This is a genomic window from Janthinobacterium sp. SUN206 (genome assembly GCF_030587305.1).
GTDB classification, from domain to species: Bacteria; Pseudomonadota; Gammaproteobacteria; order Burkholderiales; family Burkholderiaceae_D; genus Janthinobacterium; species Janthinobacterium kumbetense.
In genome coordinates, this window is record NZ_JAPWIB010000002.1 from 341,567 (window position 1) to 363,283 (window position 21,717).

The window sequence follows — 21,717 nt, forward strand, 5'->3', positions numbered from 1 at the left end:
GAGTGGCCGTGGCGGCTGCCCTTACGCTCAGCAGGAGACCCAGCGCAAGGCCACGCGGGGACGGTCCAGCAGACTCAGACAATGGCAATCGAGGCCGATCCCCGCCGCGAACAACAATTGTTGCGCCGCACAGACAAGGGGCAGGCGTTCGCGCTCCCAGGCGGGCACGTCAAACGCCTGGTAATGGTATTTCAAGCTCTTGGTGGGACGGTTCAAGGCCAGCTTCAGGCGCTCGCCACCCTGGCGGAAATCGATCGTCAAGGTTTGAGATTGCAACCAGGCAATATCGATGCCCTGCCCGCCCTCGTCCACCGCATCGAAATGCAGCACGCCGCCATACGCGGGAAAGGCCAGGCTGGCCTCGCCTTTCCATGCAAACTCCTGGCTGGCTTTTTCCAGGCCGGGAATGCCCGCGTCGTCACGCTCGCGCATGCCGGCCAGGTCATCGAGCTTCGGCGTCAGGTACAGACGGTCGCGGTGGCGCCGCACGTGGCATTCGGGATGCGTGACCAGCAATTGCGCATCGGGCCGCGCCTCCAGCAGCTGCGCCAGCATTTCCGCCAGCCACGCCGTCGACGGCATGCGCAAGCCGCGCGTGCCGAACCAGTGGCGCAGCAGGTTGTAGCAGCGGTCCACGCTCAGCGCGCGCAATTTCGCCAGTTCGATGCACTCGCCATCGAGACAGTTCGCCAAATCCTGCGTCGCCAGTTCCGTCAACAGGCGCTGCGCCGATTGCGCGTGCTGGGCGCTGCGGGCGAAGCGCTCCTGGAAACCGGGAAACGCCTGCGCCAGCACGGGCATCACCTGGTGCCGCAATGCATTGCGGGCGAAGCGGGGATCGTCGTTCGATTCGTCGTGGATGTGCGCGATCGCATGTTTCGCCACGTACGCCTCCAGTTGCCGGCGCGACACGGGCAGCAGCGGACGCGCCATCACCAAGTCCGGGTTGCCCAGCAGCTCGGGCGCGCTGTTGGCGCCATCCATGCCGGACAAGCCCGCCGTGCCGGAGCCGCGCAGCAATTGCAGCAGCACCGTTTCAGCCTGGTCATCCTGGTGGTGCGCCGTCAGCAGCAGGCGCACGCCGTGCGCGGCGCACAGCTCGCCCAGGGCCGCGTAACGGCGCTTTCGGGCCGCCTCTTCCGTGCCCGTCTTCGCATTCTTTTCCAGCGTGACCTTGCGTGCCTCGAAGGCGATGCCCATGCCGGCGCACAACTGCGCGCAGTGCGCCAACCACGCATCCGCGTTCGGGCTGAGGCCATGGTGCACGTGGAACGCGTGCAGGGCCACGCCGTGCTCTTGCGCCCAGGCATGCGCCAGGTGCAGCAGGGCCGAGGAATCGAGGCCGCCGCTGAGGGCGATGCCGACCGCTTCGCCGGCTTGCGGTCCGCAAGTTGCCAGCGCGCTGGCGAAGATGTCGGCGACGGTGGCGTTTTGTTGCTTTTTCATAAGACTCCTGGAATGCAAAGAGGGACAGGTGGCCAAACGAGTGATATCGCTTGGCTGCCTGTCCCTGGTGTTCTTGCTGCCGGCCTGCGCCGGCGATGGTTTACTCGCTCGGCGTGGTTTCCTTGAACTTGCCGTAGCTCAGCAGTTTTTCATGGCGCGCGGCCAGCAAGTCCTTGGTTTTCATGCCGTGGAACTGGCGCAGGGTGTCGGCCAGTGCGCGTTTCAGCAAGGTCGCCATCTGTTTCGGATCGCGGTGGGCGCCGCCCAGCGGTTCGTTGATGATCTTGTCGATCAGGCCCATGGCTTTCAGGCGGTGCGCCGTCAGACCCAGCGCTTCGGCCGCGTCGGAGGCGCGCTCGGCGCTCTTCCACAGGATCGAGGCGCAGCCTTCCGGCGAGATCACGGCATAGGTCGAGTATTGCAGCATCAGCACGGCATCGCCCACGGCGATGGCCAGCGCGCCGCCGGAACCGCCTTCACCGATGATGGTGGCGATCAGCGGCACCTTGAGTTCCGCCATCACGTACAGGTTGTGACCGATCGCTTCCGACTGGCCGCGCTCTTCCGCATCGATGCCGGGGAAGGCGCCTGGCGTGTCGACGAAGGTAAAGATAGGCAAGTTGAACTTTTCAGCCACTTTCATCAGGCGCATGGCCTTGCGGTAGCCTTCCGGCTTCGGCATGCCGAAATTGCGCATGGCGCGCTCTTTCGTGTCGCGGCCCTTTTGATGGCCGATGACCATGCACGGCTGGCCGTTGAAGCGGGCCAGGCCGCCGACGACGGACAGGTCGTCCGCGTAGCTGCGGTCGCCATGCAATTCGTGGAAATCGGTAAAGATTTCATTCACGTAATCCATGGTGTAGGGGCGCTGCGGGTGGCGCGCGATCTGCGCCACTTGCCAAGGGGTCAGCTTGGCGTAGATATCCTTGGTCAGTTGCTGGCTCTTCTTGGCCAGGCGGTCGATCTCTTCCGAGATGTCGACGGCCGAATCGTCTTGCACGAAGCGCAACTCTTCGATCTTGGAATCGAGTTCCGCGATCGGCTGTTCAAAATTGAGGAAAGTCGTTTTAGTCATTGTACCTCCAGGTTTTACCGGCCACGGCGCCAGGGCGCGCGGCGTCATCTATGTTTATTTTACCGTACCGGCTGGTGCGCCGGGGGCTGTATCGGATGCGGCAGGGGCGGCTGCAGGGTCGAGACTGCGCCACAAATACCACGTCGCCACGGTGCGCCACGGTTCCCAATTGGCGGAAACTTCGCGCGCATCGCTGCGGGAAACTGGTTCGCCGGAGAAATAATTGACGCTGATGCCCTGGATCAAACCGGGGTCGTCGAGCGGCAAGACATTCGGCCGGAGCAGATTAAATATCAGAAACATCTCGGCTGTCCAGCGGCCGATGCCGCGGATCTGCACCAGTTCGGCGATGACGGCTTCGTCATCCATCTGGTCCCACTGACTCGCGTGCACGCGCTTGGCCTTGAAATGGTCGGCCAGGTCGAGAATGTATTCGGTCTTGCGTTTGGACAAACCGCAGGCGGACAACTGCTCGGCGCCTGCCTTCAATACTTGCGAAGGCGTGCATTTCGGGCAAGCCAGCAGCAGCTTTTTCCAGGCAGCATCCGCCGCCTTGGGCGTGATCTGCTGCCCCACCAGCGAACGGGCCAGGGTGGTAAACGGGTCGCTATGGCCGACCAGGTGCAGGTCGCCAAATTGCGGGATAAGCTTTTTCATGATGCGGTCGCGCTTCATCAGCTCGATCTTCGCCTCTTCCCAGTAATGCGGCACCTGGATCACCTGCGCCGCCACCGGGGCTTCCCCGTTTTCCCTGGACGTTGGCATCATGCGCGGCGCCAGTTGGTCGAGCCGTCAGGCTTGTCTTCAAGAATGATGCCGGCAGCCAACAATTCGGCGCGGATCTTGTCGGACTGGGCAAAGTCGCGCGCCTTTTTCGCCGCGCTGCGCGCCGCGATGGCCGCTTCGATGCCGGCCGCCTCATCCTGGCCACCGTCAGCGGCGCCGACGGTTGCTTGCAGGAATTGTTGCGGCGTGCGCTCGAGCAGGCCGAACACGCTTGCCAGACCCTTCAATTGACGGGCCAGGGCGGGCGACTTGCTCTTGTTGACTTCCGTTGCCAGGTCGAACAGGGCGGCCACGGCCAGCGGCGTGTTGAAATCGTCATCCATCGCTTCGCGCACGCGCACGGCATGGGCTTCGCTCCAGTCGATGGCGCCCTCTTCCACCACCACGTCGGCCAGCGCCGTGTACAACCGGGTCAAGGACAGGCGCGCGTCATCGAGGTGCACGTCCGAGTAATTCAGGGGGCTGCGGTAGTGCGCGCGCAGGATGAAGAAGCGGATCACTTCGGCATCGAACTTTTGCAGCACTTCGCGAATGGTGAAGAAGTTGCCCAGCGATTTGGACATTTTTTCATTGTCCAGCCGCACGAAACCGTTATGTATCCAGTAATTGACGCTGGTATGGCCGAACGCGCCTTCGGATTGGGCGATCTCGTTTTCGTGGTGCGGGAATTGCAAGTCCGCGCCGCCGCCATGGATGTCGAATTGTTCACCGAGCAAGGCGCACGACATGGCCGAGCACTCGATATGCCAGCCCGGGCGGCCCTTGCCCCACTTCGAATCCCATTTGACTTCTTCCGGCTCCGACTCTTTCGACGACTTCCACAGCACGAAGTCGAGCGGATCGCGCTTGCCCGTGTTGACGTCGACACGCTCGCCCGCGCGCAGGTCGTCGAGCGACTTGCCCGACAGCTTGCCGTAGTGGGGGAAATTGCGCACGGCATAGTTCACATCGCCATCCGCGCCCTGGTAAGCCAAATCTTTGGCTTCCAGCTGTTCGATCAGGCGCAGCATCTGCGGCACGTATTCCGTGGCGCGCGGCGTGTGGTCGGGCGTCAGGATGCCCAGCGCGGCCGTGTCTTCATCCATGTACTGGGTGAAACGCGTCGTCAGCTGGGAAATCGTCTCGCCGTTTTCCACGGCGCGGCGGATGATCTTGTCGTCGATGTCCGTAATGTTGCGCACATAGGTGACGTCGAAGCCGGACGCCTTCAGCCAGCGGTAAATGACGTCGAACGCCATCATCATGCGCGCATGGCCGATATGGCAATAATCGTAGATGGTCATGCCGCACACGTACATGCGAACCTTGCCCGCTTCCATCGGGACGAATACCTGCTTCTCGCGAGCCAGGGTGTTGTAAATCTTTAGATTGCTCATCGTGCTTTGCAAGTGGAGCGGTCGCCAGCCTGGCAAAACGACAGACAGGCGCGGACACCGGGGGTGCCGCGCCACAGAACTGCCGTGTGCGCCGAAGACTGTACGACCCGCTATATTGTTGTTCTTGTTTGTTAGAATTAGGGCGTTAGCGGTCAAGTATAACATTGATAAAAACCATACTGGCCCGATATGAATCAGGTTTTTACGATGTTCAACCGAATTTTCACTTCTTTACAATTAAAGCAAGTTTAAAGAAAAATAACGATCAAGGACGCCTTCATGCAAGAAATCAAATCGAAACGCCTGTCTTTCCTGGCCCGCTTTTGCACCCTGTTTGCCGGCCTGACCCTGGGCAGTGCCGTCGTGGCAGCCGCTCCGGCGACCGCCGTCGACCCAACGCCGCACGTGGCCCTGAAAACCAGCATGGGCGAGATCGTGCTGGAACTGGACCAGGAAAAAGCACCGAAAAGCGTGGCCAATTTCCTGCAGTACGTCAACAGCGGTTACTACAAGGGCACCGTATTTCACCGCGTCATCGATGGCTTCATGATACAGGGCGGCGGCTTCGACAAGAACATGAAGCAGAAACCGACGAAAGCGCCGATCAAGAACGAAGCGCAAAACGGCTTGCAGAACGTGACCTACAGCATCGCCATGGCGCGCACGGGCGACCCGCATTCGGCCACCGCGCAATTCTTTATCAACGTCAACGACAACGGCCCGCTCGACTACCCTGGCCGCGACGGTTTCGGCTACACGGTGTTCGGCAAAGTCGTCAGCGGCATGGACGTGGTCGACAAGATCAAGGCCGTACCCGTGGCGGACAAGGGGCCGCACCAGAACGTGCCCGTCACCCCCGTGGTGATCGAATCGGCGACTTTACTCAAGACAGCGCCCGCAAAACTGTAAAATAGCGTTTTTGCGGTGCCCGCCTGCCTGGCGCCGCTGAATCAATTATTCATCCAATTTATTAAGGATCATCATGACCTCCGTCATCATCACCACCAATCTGGGCAAGATCACCGCTGAACTGGACGCCGAAAAAGCGCCGAAAACGGTTGCCAACTTCCTGGCCTACATGCAAGCCGGCCACTACGACAACACGATTTTCCACCGCGTCATCGACGGCTTCATGATCCAGGGCGGCGGTTTCGAGCCAGGCATGAAACAAAAGCCAGCCGACACCACCGTGGAAAACGAAGCCAAGAACGGCCTGAAAAACGATACCTACACCCTGGCCATGGCCCGCACGTCGGACCCGCACTCGGCATCGGCCCAGTTCTTCATCAACATCAAGAACAACAGCTTCCTCGACTACCCGGGCCAGGACGGCTGGGGCTACGCCGTGTTCGGTAAAGTCACCGACGGCAAGGAAGTCGTCGACGCCATCCGCGCCGTGAAAACCTCGCGCGCCGGCATGTTCGCCGATGTGCCAGTCACCGATGTCATCATCGAAAAAGTCGAAGCAGTTTAATTCGGCCACTGCACCATGACTAACAGGCATTGCAGCGTTTGCGCCTCTCCATGTACATCACTTTTTGGGAGCGTTGAACGATGACAATGCCTGCCGCACTCTTTATTTCCGACCTGCATCTGCAGAGCTCGCACCCGCGCACCAGCGCGGCGTTTCTTTCTTTCCTGGAACACCATGCGCAATATGCGCAAGCGCTGTATCTATTAGGCGACCTGTTCGAATACTGGGCCGGCGACGATGACCTGGAAGACCCGTTCAATGCGCGCATGACGGCCGCCATCCGCGCCGTCAGCGATGCGGGCGTGCACGTCTACTGGATCGCCGGCAACCGCGACTTTCTCGTCGGCTCCGGCTTTGCCGCCGCCGCCGGCGCCACCCTGCTCAGCGAACCGCACGTGGCAACGCTTGCCGGCCGGCGCATCGTCTTGCTGCATGGCGACGCCGAATGCACGAAAGACGTCCAATACATGGAGTTTCGCGCCATGGTGCGCCAGCCTGCCTGGCAAAAACAGTTTTTATCCATGCCGCTGGCGCAGCGCAAGGCGATCATCGACGGCTTGCGCAAAAGCAGCCGCGAGCACAATGGCGAAAAATCCATGGACATCATGGATGTCACGCCCGATGCCGTGGCACAAGTATTTGCCGAACACGCAAGCACCGTCATGATCCACGGCCATACGCACCGCCCCGCCCTGCATAAAGTTGACGAAACCTTGCGCTATGTCTTGCCCGACTGGGAATGCGACGTGACGCCGCCACAACAGCCGCGCGGCGGCTGGATCGCCATCGATGCGCGCGGCAACATCACGCGCCATGACTTGAACGGCGACATCATCGACTAGGCTGGCGCCGACCACGTCACGGGCGTTTGTCCGATAGCCGAACCCGACCGACCTTGCTGTAATGGCAGCATGCATACTCATTACGTCGGCACGGCCGGCTGGAGCCTGTCCAGCGCCGCCGCCAGCCACTTCCCCCTCGATGGCAGCCACCTGCAGCGCTATGCCCAGGTCTTGCCCTGCGCGGAAATCAACAGCTCTTTCTACCGCTCGCACCAGAGCGCCACTTACGCGCGTTGGGCCGCCAGCACACCCGAGCACTTCCGCTTCAGCGTGAAATTGCCGCGCAGCATCACGCACGAACGGCGCTTGCGCAACTGTGCGGCCGAACTGGATCGCTTTGCGGGAGAAGTCACGCAACTGGGAAATAAATTGGGCTGCGTGCTGGTGCAGCTGCCGCCCAGCCTGCATTTCGAGGCGGACGTGGCCGCGCAGTTTTTTCAGGCGCTGCGCCAGCGCTTCGGCGGCATGCTCGCTTGCGAGGCGCGCCACCCAGGCTGGTTCGCGGCGGAAGCCACCGAACTGTTGACCACGCAGCGCATCACGCGCGTGCGCGCCGATCCGCCCGCCGGCCAGCCGGGGCCACACGTGCCGACGACGGAAGTAGCCTACCTGCGCCTGCATGGCAGCCCGAAAATATACTATTCCGACTACCCGGCCGACTACCTGGCGGCGCTGGCCGTTGAATTGCACGCACAAACACAGGCGGACAACTGGTGCATCTTCGACAACACGGCGGCCGGAGCCGCCCTGTTCAATGCGCTGGAATTGCAGGCGCGGCTGATGGATGCAGCAGCCGCGCAATTGCTTCCCTAGGGCAAGGGTGCCTGGATCACAGCCTGCGCGGTAAAACCATACAGCACGCCATTGCCAATGGCGAAAGTGCTCAGTACGGGAGAACCCCAGCCTAGTTGCGGCGTAGAAATTACACCGGCGGTGTCAATTCTGCGTAGCGCGTCCTGGCTCCCCGTGTACAGACTGTCGTTGGCATCTATTGCCAATGGAAAATAGTCACTAGCCATCAGACTTCCGGTTCCCGGCGGACCATCCTTTCCATCGCTCCGCAAGGAAGTGCCGGCAAAATGGCTGACATCCCCATTCTGGGCCACCTTGAAGATCACATGATGCTGGACATCTTCAAAGTAGAGCGCTCCGCGGCGGTCGACGGCCAGACTGGCGGCTGAAATATAGTCGCGCGTGCCGGTCTTTCCATTCAGTGCCTTCATGGCATTCTCGTACGGCATAAACAGCGCAAACTCGCCGCCCGGAGGGCGCCGGTAGATACCATTGCCAGCATTGTGCACCCAATAAATATTGTTTTGCTGGTCGATCGCCAGCGCGAAGCGCGTGCCATGCGAAATTGGCAAATAATCAATACTGGATACCTCGCCCTGCTTGTTAATCTTGCGCAACACGAGCCGAGGCTGCCCATGGAACTGGTCAGCAAAATACAGGTTGCCTTCCTTGTCGAACGCCATGGCCACCGGCCCCTCCAGGGTCGCGGTGCCACGCCCGCCATCGACCCCGCCGTCTTTTCCCGCAATACCCGCAAAGGTACTGACCTGACCATCGGGCGTCACGCGACGGATGACCTTGTTGACATCATCGGCCAGGTAGACATTCCCCGCGCTATCGGCCACGACGGCTCTCGCGTAGCCCAACGTCAAGCGGGTGGCAGCGCCACTACCATCGACGAGGCCGATATGTCCCGGCAAGGCCGGCAGGGTCGACAGCTTTCCATCCTGATCCAGCCTGCGCAGCATATGCCGGCCCAGGTCATACACGACCATGGCACCGGAAGGCTCCAGCACCATTTCAGTGAGCTGTTTGAAGCCTGGTGCCTGACCGTTCGCATCAGGCATGGCAGCACCGAGCAAGGTCGTCACCTTGCCGTCTGCCTGCACTTTCCGGATGCTGCCGCCGTCGGCCAGCAATAACTCGCCATCGCGGTTGAACTGCATGCCGCGAATGCGGAAAAAGCTGGCAGCGCCACCGATACCGTCGACAGAAGAATTCTGCGAGCGGTTCCCCGCCACCTTGACCGCCATGCCATTCTGGATGCGGAATAGATAAGAACCCGTGGCATCCGCAAAATAAACGCTGCCAGCGGAATCAAGCGCAAGTCGGCCCACTCGTTGAAAGTCGCTGCTGACTTCAGGCATGGGAGCAAATGTCCACGCCAGGGTGCTGACAATGCCGTTCGCAGCGACGCGGCGTATGGCGTTTTTATGCATATCGACCAGCAGCACATCGCCATTCACATCGATGGCCAGACTGCCAGGCAAGCCAAAGCGGGCTTGCTCTTTCTGCCCATCTACATACGCAGACGCCGGCTCAAGATCATCAACCTCACAACTGCTGCGCCGCTGGCCAGCAACCGTACTAACCACGCCGGCCGGCGTGATCTTGCGCAGCACGGCGTGACAGTAGTCACTCACATAGAGATTCGCCTGGCGATCAATTGCCAGACGGGAACCCTCGATGAAGGAAAACGTGGCGCTCGACACCGGGCCGTCATCCACGCCGCGCTTGCCCATCACGCCCGCATACACGCTCAAGCTGCCGTCAATTCCCATTTTATGGATGACCTGATTGCCCGCATCGGCGATATAGTAGTTACCAGCGGCATCGCGGACCATCCCTGCCATCTTTTGGATTTTCTCCTGCACCCCTGCCAGCACGACCGGCAGGCAACGCACGGCCAGGGTATTGACATCCGCGTTGCCCATGGTCGCCGCGCCTTGCGCGATGCTGCAGCCCAGCCCCTCGGAGGCGCTGTCGACCTTGCCTTCATAACTGGCGCCCGCCGCCAGCTTGCCGGCAAAACTGAACGCACCGTTGGCCGTAACGGTTACTTTATCCGCGCCGTTTGCCAGCACGACGCTGGCGCCTGGCAGCAAGCCGCTGACCGTGCCTCCCAGCAGGTATCGTGGCGTTTCGACAGGTGCTACGGGCATGGCCGTGCCACCGCTGGAACCGCCGCCGCAAGCGCTCAGTCCGGCCAGCAGGGCGATGCCACAGCTGGCGCGTCTGAACAGGTTTTGCAACTCGTCATATCGATTGATCATTGCTGCTTTCATGGTAAGTGGCGACGATATTCGCCAGAAGCTATCAAATAATTTTTTCAAACACGCAACATTATAGTTTCCACATGGTTAGAAATCATCGAACTGTTGACATTTGCATTTTCACTGTTATAGTTCACTACAACACCAACCCAATACACCACGGAGCTTCGATGCCTACAGCACTTTTTACGCGCCGCGCCGCCCCGCCCTTGTCGGAGCGCATCCCATGAGCGCGGAATGGAACGACAATAGCCCCATCTACCGCCAGCTCAAGGCCAGGGTGGTGGGCATGATGCTCGATGGCGTGCTGCAGTCCGGCGACGCCTTGCCGTCGGTGCGCCAGGTGGCGGCCGATTATCAATTGAATCCCATCACGGTCTCGCGCGCCTACCAGGAACTGGTCGACGATGCCCTGGTGGAAAAACGCAGAGGACTCGGTATGTATGTCTTGGAAGGCGCCCGCGACAAATTGCTGGCCAGCGAACGCGAACGCTTCCTGCGCGAAGAATGGCCAGCCTTGCTGGAACACATCACCCGCCTGGGCCTTGATCTCGATCAACTGCTGCAAGCGAGCCGCGACGGCGGCGCACACGGAGAGAACGCATGAATGCATTGAACAAGGACAGCGTCATCAGCGCGCGCGGCCTGCGCAAGCAGTATGGCAAGCAGGTGGCCATCGACAACATCAGCTTCGATATCGCGCCGGGGCGCATCGTCGGCTTGATCGGGCCTAACGGTTCCGGCAAGACCACCACCCTGAAAGCCATCCTGGGCCTGACGGGCTTCGATGGCGACTTGTCCGTGCTGGGGCGCGATCCCCGCGTGCAGCGCGACGCGCTGATGGACGACGTGTGCTTCATTGCCGACGTGGCCATCCTGCCGGGCTGGCTGCGCGTGGCCGACGCCATCGATTTCGTTGCCGGCGTGCATCCACGCTTCGACCGCAGCAAGGCCGAACGCTACCTGGCCCACACCAAGCTGTCGCCGAAGATGAAGGTCAAGGCCATGTCGAAGGGCATGGTGGTGCAGCTGCACCTGGCGCTGGTGATGGCCATCGACGCCAAACTGCTGGTGCTCGACGAGCCGACCCTGGGCCTGGATATCCTGTACCGCAAGCAGTTCTACCAGAACTTGCTGGAAGACTACTTCGATGAAAACAAGACCATCGTCATCACCACGCACCAGATCGAGGAAGTGGAACACATCCTCAGCGACCTGATGTTCATTCGCGACGGCAAGATCGTGCTGGCCTCGAGCATGGAAGAGGTGGGCGAGCGCTATATCGAGGTGATGGTGGGCCCGCAGCACGTCAATCCGGCACGCGCCCTGCAGCCGATCAGCGAACGCAGCGTGTTCGGCAAGTCCGTGATGCTGTTCGATGGCGTCGCCCGCACCCAGCTGGCTGCCCTCGGCGAAGTACGCACGCCCAGCCTGGCTGACCTGTTTGTCGCGACCATGAAAGGATCGTACCAATGAGCATTTCCCCTGTAAACAAGATGCAATGGCTGCTCCGGCGCGAGTTGTGGGAACACAAGGGCATGCTGGTGTGGACGCCTGCCCTGATCGGCGTCGTCATGACGGTGCTGGGCGCCCTGATGGCGGCCGCGACCGTCGCAAAGACCAAAATGCACACGGCGCTCATCGTCAATGGCGAGGAAATTTCCTGGAGCACCGTCTTCAATACGCGCACCTTTGGCCCGCGCCGCACGGAAATCATCGACGCCGTCGCCAACAACTATACGTACGCGGCCGCACCGCTGTTCCTGGCGCTGGGCTTCCTCGTATTTTTCTATTGCCTCAGCGCCCTGCATGACGATCGCCGCGACCGCAGCGTGCTGTTCTGGAAATCGCTGCCCATCTCGGATGCGCAGACGGTGCTGTCGAAAGCGGCCATCGCCCTGCTGGTCGCGCCGCTGATCGTGGCCGCTGCCGCCAGCCTGACGTCGCTGGCCCTGATCCTGATCCTCAGCGGCGTGCTGGCGGCCAACGGCATCCACGTGTTTGCCGAACTGCTGGGCTCTTCCGGCCTGTACCTGGGACCGCTGCGCGTGTTTGGCTTGCTGCCCGTGTATTGCCTGTGGGCCTTGCCGACTGTCGGCTGGCTGCTGATGGTATCGAGCTGGGCCAAGTCGAAAGTCTTCCTGTGGGCCGTCGGCGTGCCATTGCTGCTGCTCATCCTGACAGTCTGGGCCGGCAAGCTGACGCAGACGGAAAGCGATGTCAGCTGGATACAGATGAATGTCATCGGACGTGCCCTGCTGGGCACCCTCCCCGGCAGCTGGTATCTGTTCGAACCGGAACTGCTGCCGCGCATGCACGCCCTGGCAGAGGGGGGATCACACATGACACGCATCGATGTGTTCAGCAATTCCTGGTCCAGCCTCGCCTTGCCGGCCGTCTGGCTCGGCGCGGCGGCAGGCGCGGCGCTGATTTACGCCGCCATCCGCCTGCGCAGCTGGCGCGAGGAAGGCTGACAGCGCACTAGCTCTTCCCCGTCAAAAACGCCCCGCCCGTCGGGGCGTTTTCTATTTCTGCGCTGGCAAAACATCTGAAAATAATAACTACCTTTCTGATAGTGATTATTAAAAAATTCCCTCCCTGAATAACGACTATTCATTCGATAGCATCAGTTCGATATAAAAATTACAAATAATTATTTCTATCGTATTTTATTACCAATCAAATTTGATAATCACCATACAAAAAAGCAACAACTAGCAATTCGATAGCGATAGGGTTTTTTCGATGAAAGGCGCAGAAACACTGCAACCGGATAGCGGATTCAGCCTGAAAGTCCCAATCCGTGACAATCCGTGATTATTCACTTGCGCAAAGCTTGACAGAATAGAGTCATGAAAAATGATAAAAATTGAATTGAAAGTTTCAAAATTGAAACTACCATCAGAGTGAGAGCTGGTGCGGCCTGCATGCAAATACCGCTATCTTTCTAGGTGTATCGGCTGGCAAGCCAGTTATCGGAAAAACAGGATGCAAGAAAATAACGCCATGCAAAACAAATGCAAAAATGGCATTTTAAATATTTCAGAGCCGACGTTCCATTACGCCAGCGTTTTTTTGCCAGTTATGTTTTACTTTCACCATCTGCATCGGCAATACCCAATTTCAACCACGGCCCAAGCCACGCCGGAGTAAGCAAGGAAACGAAACACATTATTGATTTTTTAATATCTTAAAAAATTGAACGAACATATAACCTTCTTCCGGAGATTTTCAAATGGCCACCACCCAAAATCCAGCACAAGTTCCCGTCAATGCCGAAGGCGCTGGCGTCAAGGTCGCTACGCCCGCTAAAAAAGCGGTCAATCCGAAAAACGGCGACCGCAAGCAATATGACGAAGACGAGCTGATAAAAGGGGCCGATGCCAGCTCGACCATGCCGCCTGAAAATGTCGTGGAAGTCACGGGAAGCGCCGATAGTGGCAATGCCGCTGCCCTGGGCACGGCCGCAGCGGTGGCGGCAGCCGCCTTGGCAGCCGGTGGCGGCGGTGCGGCCGCAGGCCAGGCCGGCAATGGCAGTGCCGATCCCGGCACGTCGCAAAGCGACAACAACGGCGGCGCCGCGGGCGCGGCAGGCACCGGCGCGGGCGCCGCCGGCATCCCCAGCGGCAGCGTCGTGGATGTCGCAGGAGCATCAGCTGGAGCGGGTGCAGGCGCCGGCGCCGGCGCTGCAGGCGGCCTGGGCGGACTTGGCGTGCTGGGCGCGCTCGGCGGCCTTGGCTTGGTAGCCGCCGCAGCAGGCGGTGGCGGTGGCGGTGCCGCGGCTGGCGGTTCTGGCACCGGTGGCACGGGCACTGGCGGCACGGGCACGGGAGGAACCGGTGGCACGGGAGGAACTGGCGGCACGGGCGGCTCGACCGGCGGTAGCACGGGAAATCAATCCACGACGACGACCATTACCGACGCGGCCGTGCTGGCTGCAGCAGCAGCGGTCGCGGCGGCCAGCAATGCCCTGGCCGATGATGCCGCCGCAGCAGCAGCCGCCGCCACGGCAGCAGCTGCGCTGGCAGCGGCGAATGCGGCCACGCTCGCCGACCAGCAGGCTGCTGCCGCTGCAGCTGCAGCGGCAGCAGCCTTGCTCGCAGCCAATAACGCCACCAGTGACGATGTGCTGGCCGCCAGCACGGCAGCCGCCGTGCCCGGTGCGCAAGCCGCTGCCACGGCTGCCACGACCGACGACAACGCGGCCGCGGCCGCGGCCGCGACCGCCGCCATTTCGCTGGCCGCCACCACGTCGGCACAAAATGCCGATGCGGCTGCCGTCACGGCCGCCGCCAACGCCGCCGCCGCGCACGCCGCTGCCGATGCGGCACAGACGCAAGCGGACCAGACCAACGCCCCCGCACTGCAATTGATCGCCGATGCGGCCGATGTCGTCTCCACCGCCGCCAATACCCAGGCAGCGCTGACCGATGCGGCGACGCTGGGCGTCATCTCGGCCAATGATGCCGCCGCCGCTGCCGCCGCCACGGCGCTGGCCAATGCCACGGACGCCGCCGCGCTGGACCTGGCGGCCACGGCCGCCGCCAATGCCGCCGTCACGGCCGGCATACAGGCCAGCCTGACGGACGCCGCCGCTCTGACAGTCATCTCCGATGCCGATGCGGCCACCGCCGCCGCGGCCGCCAGCGTGGCCGCCGCCACCGATGCCGTCGCCCTGACCGCCGCCTCGAATGCGGCCGCTACCGCGGCAGCGAATGCGGCAATCAACGCCAATGCCAGCGACGCCGCGGCACTGGGCGTCGCCGCCACGGCGGCAGCGAATGCCGCTACGTCGGCCAGCACGCAAGCAGGACTCACCGACGCCGTGACGCTGACCATGGCAGCGGACGCCGCCGCCGGCGCAGCCGCCTGGGATGCCTCGATCGCCAACGCCACCGATGCGGTGGCCCTGCAGGCCGCCGCCGATGCGGCCGCCACGAACGCCGCAAATGCGCAGACACAAGCGAACATGACGGACGCGCCCACCCTGGGGCTGATCGCCGATGCCGCGACCCTGGCGTCAGATGCGGCGCAGGCGCAGGCCGACCTGACCGACGCGGCAGCGCTGGCCCTGATTTCCAGCGCCGATGCCGCCGCAGCGGCGACAGCGGCCACTCTGGCCGGCAACACGGATGCCGCCGCGCTCGACATCGCTGCCGCCGCTGCCGCCACTGCCGCCGCCAACGCCGTGGTGACAGCCAACCTGAGCGACGCAGCCGCCCTGCAGATCACGGCCGATGCCGCCGCCAACACCGCGACCGCCGCCGCCGCGCAAGCGGCGCTGACCGATGCGGCCGCGCTGCAAATCGTCTCCGATAATGACGCTGCCGCCGCGCTGGCAGCGCAAACTACCGCCGACCAGACGGACGCTGCCGCCCTGGCCGCTGCCGATGCGGCGGCGGCCAGCGATGCCGCGAATGCCCAGGCCGTGGCCGGTCAGACCGATGTGGTTGCTCTGCAGCAAGCTGCCGACCAGGCGGACGCGGATGCCGCCGCCGCCCACTCGCAAGCGAGCCTGCTGGATGTCAACGTCGCCCTGAATGCCTTCAACCTGGCCAACCTCGCCGCCCTGGCCGCCAATGTCACGGCCGGGCAGACCAGCGTCGTCGACCTGACGGCCACCGTCAACGCCTTGCAGCTCGACGCCGATGGCGCCGATGCCGATGCCAGCCTGACGGACGCCCTCTTCCTCGCCGGCGTCTCCGCCGCCGATGCGCTGGCGGCCGCGACTGCGCTGACCACTGCCAACCTGACCGACGCCGTGGCGCTCGCCAACACCGCCGCCGCGGCCGTTGCGGCGGCGGAAACGGCTGCCCTGCTGGGCGGGATCGACATCTCGGCCGTCAGCGCCGCGGCGGCGGCCCAAGCTGCCGCCACGGCAGCAGCGGCCACCGCCGCGCTGACCGATGCCGGCGCACTGGGCCTTGTCTCCACCGCCGATGCCGCCGCCGAACTTGCCGCCCAGGCCGCCGTCAGCACACTGACGGCCGCCAATACGCTGGCGCAAAACGCCCTGACCGCGGCACAGCTCGTGGCCGGCCAGACCGATGCCGCGGCCCTGGCCGTGGCGTCGTCGACCGCCGATGCGGCCGCCGCCGCAGCCGTCACGACGGCGGGCCAGACGGACGCCATCGCGCTAAGCCTCATTTCCAACGCCGATGGCCTGGCTGCCGCCTCGGCCGCCAGCCTGGCGGCGCTGACGGATGCCACGGCGCTGGGCGTAATCTCGACCACCGATGCCACCTTGGCCGCCACCCTGCTGACAACGGCCAACTTGACGGACGCTGCCGCCCTGAGCCTGGCCGCCGCGGCGGCCGCCGCCGCCGCCAATACGGCGACGAATGTTGCCAACCTGACCGATGCGGTGGCACTGGGCACGCTCTCGGCCGCCGCCACCACGGCCGCCAATACGGCCGCCGCCACCGCCTCGTTGACGGACGCCACGGCCCTGGGCCTCGTCGCCACGGCCGACGCGGCACTCGCCGCCACGGCGCAAACGACGGCCAACCTCACCGATGCCGTGGCGCTGGGCCTCGTCTCGACGGCCGCCAACACGGCCGCCAGCTTGGCTGCCACGGCGGCCAACCTGACGGACGCCGTTGCCCTGGGCACCGTCTCGACGGCCGCCACGGCAGCCGCCAGCACGGCCGCCGCCACCGCCGCGCTGACCGATGCCGTCGCCCTGGGGCTGACGGCCACCGTCGATGCCGCCGCCGCCACCGCCGCGCAAACGACGGCCAGCCTGACGGACGCCGTCGCCCTGGGCCTGGTGGCGACCGTGAATGCCACGGCCGCCGCGACCGCCGCCACCGTCGCCGGCCTGACCGACGCCGTCGTGCTGGGCACCCAGCATACGCTCGACGTCACGGCCGCCACCGTGGCCGCCACCAAGGCGGCGCTGACGGACGCGGCCGCGCTGACCACCATCGCCAACAACGATGCCGCCAGCGCCGCTGCGGCTGCCGCCTATTCGGCCGCCCATCCACTCGACCTGGTGGCCGCGCTGGCCGCCACCGTGGCCGCCACCACGGCCGGCCTGTCGCACACGGCGGCGCTGGCGGCGCAAGCCGACGATGCGGCTGCCGCCTCGACGGCCGCCACGGCTGCCGCCTCGCTGGTCACGCTGAACAATGCGATTGCCGCCGACAATGCCGCCACCGCCGCCGCCACGCTGGCCCTGACCTCGCAGGCTGCCGCCACGGCGGCGCAGCTGGACGACACTCTCGCGGCGACCGCCGCCGGCGTGGCCGCCACTTCGCTGGCAGCGGCGCAGGCGGCGCAAGCGGCCGATGCCGCCGCCGCCGCGACGGCAGCGACGGCAGCCAATGCCCTGGCCGCCCTGAATGCGGCCCTGGCCGCCGACGCGAATGCGGCAGCTACCGCCGCGGCTGCCGTCACGGCCAATGCAGCCACGGCCGCCGCCGTCGCCGACGATCTGGCCGCCGCCACGGCCGCCACCGTCGCCAATGCCTCGCAAGCGGCCGCGCAAGCGGCACAACTGGCCGACAATGCGGCCGCCAGCGCCGCCACCATCGCCGCCAATGCATTGGCCGCGCTGAACCAGGCACTGGCTGACGATGCGGCCGCCGCAGCCGCCGTCCTCAACTCCACCAACGCCACGGCCGCCGCTGCGGCCGCTACCGCCGCCGATACGGCGGCCGCCGCTGCCGCCGCCGTCGCCGCCATCTCGGCCGCTGCCACGCAGCATGCGCAGGCGGACGATGCCGCAGCAGCGGCAGCCGCCCTCACGGCGGCCATCTCGCTGGCCGCCACACAGGCCGCGCAGGCGGCCGACCTGGCCGTCGGCACGACGGCGGCGGCGGCAGCAGCCGCACTGGCCGCCCTGAACCAGGCCCTGAACGACGACAGCGTCGCCGCAGCAGCGGCCACGGCGGCCAACAATGCGCAAGCGGCCCTGAATGCGGCCACGACGGCGCTCAACGCGGCAATCCTGACGGCCAGCGCCTCGCTCGCCGCCACCAATGCCGCCCTGGGCGCCGACGCCACGGCGGCAAGCACGGCAGCCGCCGCAGCGGCCGCGCAGATCATTGCCGACGCCGCGCTGCAGGCCGACGCCGGCCTGGCGGCCCTCGCCACGGCGGCCAACAATGCACTGGCCGCGGCCAGCGCCGCGCTGGCCGCCGACGATGCGGCCGCCAGTGCCGCGCACACGGCAGCCCTGTCGGCAGCCGCCACGCTGGCGGCGCAACTGGCCGACACGGCCGCTCTCAACGCCCATGCGGCGCTCAACGCGGCCATCGCCAACCTGAACGCGGCGGTAACGGCCGATACCAACGCCCTGGACGCCGACAATGACAAGACGCTCAAGCTGAACCTGCTCATCTCCGCGCAAAATGCGTCCGATGCAGCAGCCCAGGCCGACGCGAATGCGGCAGCCGCCCATGCGGCGCTGGCGTCGGCCCAGGCCGACGATGCAGCGGCCGTCACGGCCGCCAACAATGCGGCAGCCGCGCATGCGGCGGCCGTCGCGGCGCAGAACGCCGATGCCGTCGCGGCAGCGGCAGCGGCGCAGGCAGCCATCTCGCTGGCCGCCACGCTCAATGCCCAGGCGGATGACGCCACGGCAGCAGCGGCCGCCACGGCCGCCGCGAATGCGCAACTGGCATTGAACGCGGCCCTCGCCGCTGACGCCAACGTCGCCGCCACCGCAGCTGCAGCCGCCGCCGCCCAGTTGGCGGCGCAAAACGCGCACGATGCCGATGCCGCCGCCGCGGCAGCCGCCGTCGCGGCCGCCATTACCCTGGCAGCCACACAAGCGGCACAGGCCGATGATGCGGCGGCCGCCCTGGCCGCGGCCAACGCCGCCAACGCCCAGGCAGCGCACAACGCCGCCGTCGCCGACGACCAGGCCGCAGCGGACGCCGCAGCCGCCGCCTCCCTCGCACAAGCAGCAGCGACTGCCGCAGCCGCCGCCGATACTGCCGCCACCGCCAGCGCCGCGGCGGCAGCAGCGGCACTGCTCGCCGCCCAGGCAGCACAAGCCGACGACACGGCCGCCAACCAGGCTGCGGCAAATGCCGCCGCCGCCACCGCCGCGCACACGGCAGCGATCGCCGCCGATGCCCTGGCCATCAGCACGGCGGCAACGGCAGCCACCGCCCTGGCCGCCGCCACCGCGGCGCAGAACGACGATGACGCCGCGGCAGCCGCAGCAGCCCAGGCCGCCATTTCGCTGGCCATCACGCAGCAGGCACAGGCCGACGATGCGGCAGCGGCAGCGGCCACCGTCAACGCCAACAATGCGGCCGCAGCCGCGCTGGCCGCCCATGCCGCCGATGCGGCCGCGCCGCTGGCCCAGGCCCAGGCCGCCGCATCGCTGCTGGCCTTCCAGGCCGCGCAAGCGGACGATGCCGCCGCCGCCAACGCGGCGGCAGCAGCGGCCCAGGCGCATGCCAATGCCAATGCGGCCTACACGGACGATGCGGCAGCGGCCCAGGCCAACGCCGACGCGCAGGCAGCCGATGCGGCCCTGGTGCAAGCGAACGCCCTGGCCGCGCAAACGGACGCCAGCGCCCTGGCCGTGGTGTCGGCGGCGGACGCCGCCCACGCCGCCGCCGTGCAAGCGCTGGCCGACCAGACCGATGCCGTGGCGCTCACCCAGGCCGCCGATGCGGCTGCGGCAGCCGCCCTGGCCGCGGCGCAGACGGCCAACCTGACGGACGCCACCGCCCTGCACCTGGCAGCCGATGCGGCCGCCGCCGCCGCCCTGCAGGCGCAGGCGCAGGCGGACCTGACGGATGCAAACTCGCTGACAGTATCGGCAAATGCCGCAGCCGCAGCGGCAGCGGCAGCCCAGGCCCACGCCGACCTGACGGATGCGAGCCAGTTGTTCGTGCTGAGCCAGAACGCCCTGCACAACCCGCTGACGGTGAGCGACTTCAGCACCGGCCTGCCAGCCGCCGGCGGCGACGTGATCGACATGTCGGCCATCGCCCACCTGACGGCAGCGGTGGCGGTGGGCGTCAACCTGAGCACGGACTTTGGCAACGACAACCTGTTCATCTTCGATGGCACGTCCGTGTCGATCGGCGCGGCGGCCAGCGCCATCGCGGCCGACAACAGCGTCCTGTCGGGCCAGGGCTACATCGTCATCGCCGATGCGCAGAACAGCGGCGCCGTGACGGTGTACCACTCGAGTGACCTGAGCAACGCCAACGCCATCGACACGGCGCTGGTGCTGCTGAGCGGGGTGAACATCACGCAGCTGACGGCGGCCAACTTCATCGTCTGAAGCAGGGCACCCACGCCAGGCACGGCAGCGGGAGCGCACAGCGGCGCGCTCCCGCCCCACCTTGAAATGCGTCAGGCCTCGGGCCGGAAAAATACGGGATGAGATCAAGCGGTTCCCCAGCATTGTCCTCACTGCCACGCATCGCGGCCCTGCTGATGGCCGCGGCCATGGCATCCATGGCGTCTTTCGCCCATGCCCAGGGCGCCACCGCCTGGAGCTTCGACCAGGTCTTGCAGCAGGCGCTGCAAAGCCATCCCGCCGTGCAGGGCAGGCGCTCGGCGCAGGCAGCCGCGCGGGCCGACCTCGATGGCGCGCAATGGCAGCGCTTTCCCAGCCTGTCGGCGGAAGTCCCCACCGGTTCGCAGGAAACGGGCGGCGTGGTGCGCATCGAGCAGCCGCTGTGGAGCGGCGGGCGCATCGACGCCGGCATCGATGCCGCCAGCAGCCGGGTCGACGCGGCCGGTGCCGCCATCGAGGAAGAACGCCTGACCCTGTCCCTGCGCGTGATCGCCGCCTACACCGAGGCGCTGCGCCAGACGGCGCGCGTGCGTTCGGCCGAGGCGGGCCTGGCCGAGCACCAGCGCCTGCTGGACATGATCAAGCGCCGCGTGGTGCAGTCGGTCAGCTCGCAGACGGACCAGCGCCTGGCCGAGTCGCGCGCCTACCAGGCGGCCAACGACGTGTCGAATGCGCGCCAGGCGCTGGACAACGCGCTGGCGCAGCTGTCGCAACTGGCGGGCAAGCCCGTGCGCCTCGTCAGCACCACCGGCATCGGCGTGGGCGAACCGCTGCCCGACGCCAGCCTGGAACGGGTCATGCGCCAGGCCATCGACTATTCCCCCACCCTGCATCGCCTCGATTTCGAGGCGCAGGCCGCCGATTCCGAAATCGCCATGCAGCGCTCGGCCTACATGCCGAAAGTCGTGCTGCGCATGGAAAAGCCGACGGGCGGCATCAATGCCGACAACCGCACGCGCGCCATGCTGGTGCTGCAGGCGCAGCCGGGCGCCGGCCTGTCGGCCAAGGCTGGCGTGGATGCCGCCGTGGCCCGCCGCGAAGGCGCGCGCGCCGCGCACGACGTGGCCGAACGCGAGGTGCGCGAGCGTTTCACGCTGGACTGGAACGAGGCCGAGGCGAGCCGCCAGCGCCTGGGCAACGCGGGCGAGGCCAGCACCACCTCGACGCAGGTATTCGAATCGTATGCGCGCCAGTACGTGATCGGCCGCAAGAGCTGGAACGACGTGCTCAACGCCGTGCGCGAAGCGACACAGGCGCAATTTTCGCTGGAAGACACGCGCGCGCAGGCGATCGCCGCCAGCCTGCGCCTGGCCGCGCAAACGGGCACCCTGGCCGGGCGCACGGCGCCGGCCGCGTCGGTGCGCGCCAATTGACCGCCACAGA

The 21,717-nt window shown here is 65.2% G+C and carries 14 protein-coding genes; 9 read left to right on the forward strand and 5 right to left on the reverse strand.

What is annotated here, in order from left to right:
• Positions 1–27 precede the first annotated feature (27 nt).
• From tilS to cysS, 4 genes are all read right to left on the reverse strand, one after another.
• Complete coding sequence (gene tilS, locus O3300_RS14380) at positions 28–1,446, reverse strand: tRNA lysidine(34) synthetase TilS (protein ID WP_305053341.1); 1,419 nt, start codon at positions 1,444–1,446, stop codon at positions 28–30.
• A gap of 100 nt (positions 1,447–1,546) precedes the next feature.
• On the reverse strand, positions 1,547–2,521 hold the full coding sequence (locus O3300_RS14385) for an acetyl-CoA carboxylase carboxyltransferase subunit alpha (RefSeq protein WP_034756951.1): 975 nt from the start codon (positions 2,519–2,521) through the stop codon (positions 1,547–1,549).
• Between the two features lie 54 nt (positions 2,522–2,575).
• On the reverse strand, positions 2,576–3,289 hold the full coding sequence (locus O3300_RS14390) for a DNA-3-methyladenine glycosylase (protein ID WP_369811602.1): 714 nt from the start codon (positions 3,287–3,289) through the stop codon (positions 2,576–2,578).
• Entirely contained in the window at positions 3,286–4,683 is a 1,398-nt protein-coding gene (gene cysS / locus O3300_RS14395; protein WP_305053342.1) for a cysteine--tRNA ligase, read from the reverse strand. Before cysS ends, O3300_RS14390 begins: the two co-directional genes overlap by 4 nt.
• Before the next feature lie 279 nt (positions 4,684–4,962).
• Here cysS and O3300_RS14400 point away from each other — a divergent pair, with 279 nt between their 5' ends.
• The 4 genes from O3300_RS14400 to O3300_RS14415 all read left to right on the forward strand — a co-directional run bounded on the left by O3300_RS14400 (position 4,963) and on the right by O3300_RS14415 (position 7,812).
• On the forward strand, positions 4,963–5,592 hold the full coding sequence (locus O3300_RS14400; RefSeq protein ID WP_099664682.1) for a peptidylprolyl isomerase: 630 nt from the start codon (positions 4,963–4,965) through the stop codon (positions 5,590–5,592).
• A gap of 73 nt (positions 5,593–5,665) precedes the next feature.
• Positions 5,666–6,157: a peptidylprolyl isomerase gene (locus O3300_RS14405; RefSeq protein ID WP_070221314.1), complete on the forward strand. Its 492-nt coding sequence runs from the start codon at positions 5,666–5,668 to the stop codon at positions 6,155–6,157.
• An 86-nt stretch (positions 6,158–6,243) separates the two neighbouring features.
• Entirely contained in the window at positions 6,244–6,999 is a 756-nt protein-coding gene (locus O3300_RS14410) for a UDP-2,3-diacylglucosamine diphosphatase (RefSeq protein ID WP_077402238.1), read from the forward strand.
• Positions 7,000–7,068: 69 nt separating this feature from the next.
• Positions 7,069–7,812, forward strand: coding sequence for a DUF72 domain-containing protein (locus O3300_RS14415; protein WP_305053343.1), 744 nt, complete (start codon positions 7,069–7,071; stop codon positions 7,810–7,812).
• On the opposite strand, the gene O3300_RS14420 is transcribed toward O3300_RS14415, so the two are convergent.
• A complete protein-coding gene (locus O3300_RS14420) occupies positions 7,809–10,124 on the reverse strand; it encodes a hypothetical protein (RefSeq protein WP_305053344.1) in 2,316 nt (771 codons plus the stop codon). The genes O3300_RS14415 and O3300_RS14420 overlap by 4 nt on opposite strands.
• Before the next feature lie 166 nt (positions 10,125–10,290).
• Between O3300_RS14420 and O3300_RS14425 the strand changes: the two genes are divergently transcribed.
• The 5 genes from O3300_RS14425 to O3300_RS14445 all read left to right on the forward strand — a co-directional run bounded on the left by O3300_RS14425 (position 10,291) and on the right by O3300_RS14445 (position 21,707).
• Positions 10,291–10,671, forward strand: a complete 381-nt coding sequence (locus O3300_RS14425; RefSeq protein WP_077402228.1) for a GntR family transcriptional regulator — start codon at positions 10,291–10,293, stop codon at positions 10,669–10,671.
• Entirely contained in the window at positions 10,668–11,540 is an 873-nt protein-coding gene (locus tag O3300_RS14430) for an ABC transporter ATP-binding protein (RefSeq protein WP_289906649.1), read from the forward strand. The genes O3300_RS14425 and O3300_RS14430 overlap by 4 nt, the downstream gene beginning before the upstream one ends.
• Positions 11,537–12,538 (forward strand): hypothetical protein, encoded by a 1,002-nt coding sequence (locus tag O3300_RS14435; protein ID WP_251351931.1) that lies wholly within the window; start codon positions 11,537–11,539, stop codon positions 12,536–12,538. The genes O3300_RS14430 and O3300_RS14435 overlap by 4 nt, the downstream gene beginning before the upstream one ends.
• Positions 12,539–13,299: 761 nt before the next feature.
• Positions 13,300–20,316 (forward strand): hypothetical protein, encoded by a 7,017-nt coding sequence (locus O3300_RS14440; RefSeq protein ID WP_305053345.1) that lies wholly within the window; start codon positions 13,300–13,302, stop codon positions 20,314–20,316.
• A gap of 122 nt (positions 20,317–20,438) precedes the next feature.
• A complete protein-coding gene (locus tag O3300_RS14445; protein WP_305053346.1) occupies positions 20,439–21,707 on the forward strand; it encodes a TolC family protein in 1,269 nt (422 codons plus the stop codon).
• The last annotated feature ends 10 nt before the right edge of the window (positions 21,708–21,717 follow it).

Coding starts and splice junctions, on each gene's coding strand:
- O3300_RS14425 (WP_077402228.1), top strand. CDS start 10,291: ATGAGCGCGGAATGGAACGACAATAGCCCCATCTACCGCCAGCTCAAG.
- O3300_RS14400 (WP_099664682.1), top strand. CDS start 4,963: ATGCAAGAAATCAAATCGAAACGCCTGTCTTTCCTGGCCCGCTTTTGC.
- O3300_RS14440 (WP_305053345.1), top strand. CDS start 13,300: ATGGCCACCACCCAAAATCCAGCACAAGTTCCCGTCAATGCCGAAGGC.
- O3300_RS14405 (WP_070221314.1), top strand. CDS start 5,666: ATGACCTCCGTCATCATCACCACCAATCTGGGCAAGATCACCGCTGAA.
- O3300_RS14415 (WP_305053343.1), top strand. CDS start 7,069: ATGCATACTCATTACGTCGGCACGGCCGGCTGGAGCCTGTCCAGCGCC.
- O3300_RS14430 (WP_289906649.1), top strand. CDS start 10,668: ATGAATGCATTGAACAAGGACAGCGTCATCAGCGCGCGCGGCCTGCGC.
- cysS (WP_305053342.1), bottom strand. CDS start 4,683: ATGAGCAATCTAAAGATTTACAACACCCTGGCTCGCGAGAAGCAGGTA.
- O3300_RS14385 (WP_034756951.1), bottom strand. CDS start 2,521: ATGACTAAAACGACTTTCCTCAATTTTGAACAGCCGATCGCGGAACTC.
- tilS (WP_305053341.1), bottom strand. CDS start 1,446: ATGAAAAAGCAACAAAACGCCACCGTCGCCGACATCTTCGCCAGCGCG.
- O3300_RS14435 (WP_251351931.1), top strand. CDS start 11,537: ATGAGCATTTCCCCTGTAAACAAGATGCAATGGCTGCTCCGGCGCGAG.
- O3300_RS14390 (WP_369811602.1), bottom strand. CDS start 3,289: ATGATGCCAACGTCCAGGGAAAACGGGGAAGCCCCGGTGGCGGCGCAG.
- O3300_RS14410 (WP_077402238.1), top strand. CDS start 6,244: ATGCCTGCCGCACTCTTTATTTCCGACCTGCATCTGCAGAGCTCGCAC.